We start from the raw sequence: 1,199 nt of genomic DNA on the forward strand, positions 1-1,199 counted from the left end.
GGTCAGCAAGCTTTCCATGCCCAGCAATATTTCTGGTTCGTTATCAATGCAAAGTACCGTCATTCCACTCATGTTTTTTTTGGATGCCGCTCTTGAAGGAATCTGCCTGACTATTTTGGCCTCTGCGAGAGGCACCCGGATGGAAAAGGTCGTACCCGCATGCTCACGGGATCTCAACTCGATGGATTGATGCAGCACTGCGGCAATTCCACGGGCAATAGAAAGCCCCAAACCCAGCCCTTTTTCGCCCTGGTGTAGCCGCTCAAATTCTCCGAAAATAGCGGATTGCAATTCCTCCGGTATACCAGAACCATTGTCTCTGACCTCGATACACAGCTCTCCCGAACGCTCTCTGCAACACAGCATGACTTTCCCTTCCTGATCGTTACAGTAGCGGAAAGCGTTCGTGAGGAAATTCTGTAACACCCTTCTTAACAAAACCGGATCACTGTGTACCCAGACGGACTGCTGAACTACTCTAAAGCTCAGATAATTTTCCTGTGCCAACAAGTCGAACTCAGCTTTCAAAGGGTCCAGAATTTCAGCCAGCGGAAAGTCTCTGAAATTCGCCTTAAGCTTACCAGCCTCCAGACGGGATAAATCAAGCAGATCCTTGATCAGTTCTTCTGCAGATTGAAGAGAACTGTTCAGATGACTGGACAGTTGCTTGTGTTCAGTCTCCGTCAGACTGGAATCCAGAGTAGAAGCGAACAACCGGGCGGCATTCATAGGCTGCATCAAGTCATGGCTAACAGCGGCAAAAAACTTGGATCTCAACCGATTTGCCCGTTCTGCAGCCCCCTTGGCACTCATCAACTCACGGTTCAGGCGATGCAACTCACTGGTTCTTTCCTCAACCCTTTGCTCCAGACTTTCGTTGATTTCTTTCAGGGCTGTTTCTACCTGACGAAACTCGGTGATGTCAGTAAAGCTCATTACAAAGCCTCCGCCTGGCATCGGATAACCCCGAGTTTCAATGACCCGATCATCATCACGTATCCGTTCGGACTTATGGGCTGTTCCCTGCATCATATGATGGATACGCTTGCGAACATGAGTAGCCGCATCTCCGGGACCACAGAGGCCCATTTCGGCATTGTAACGAATGATATCAGCCACATCTCGCCCAACTTTGATCATCTCTTCCGGATAAGAAAAAAGTTCCAGATATCGCTGATTCCAGGCCACCAGCCTGAGAT

1 protein-coding gene is annotated in these 1,199 nt (G+C 49.2%); it reads right to left on the reverse strand.

Features of this window, described 5'->3' with window-relative positions; all coding sequences use genetic code 11:
• Nucleotides 1–1,199: PAS-domain containing protein (locus KDK17_RS03670; RefSeq protein WP_257287370.1), on the reverse strand; the 1,199-nt coding region annotated here is incomplete at both ends.

The organism is Endozoicomonas sp. SESOKO2 (assembly GCF_024606245.1).
Lineage (GTDB): Bacteria > Pseudomonadota > Gammaproteobacteria > Pseudomonadales > Endozoicomonadaceae > Endozoicomonas_A.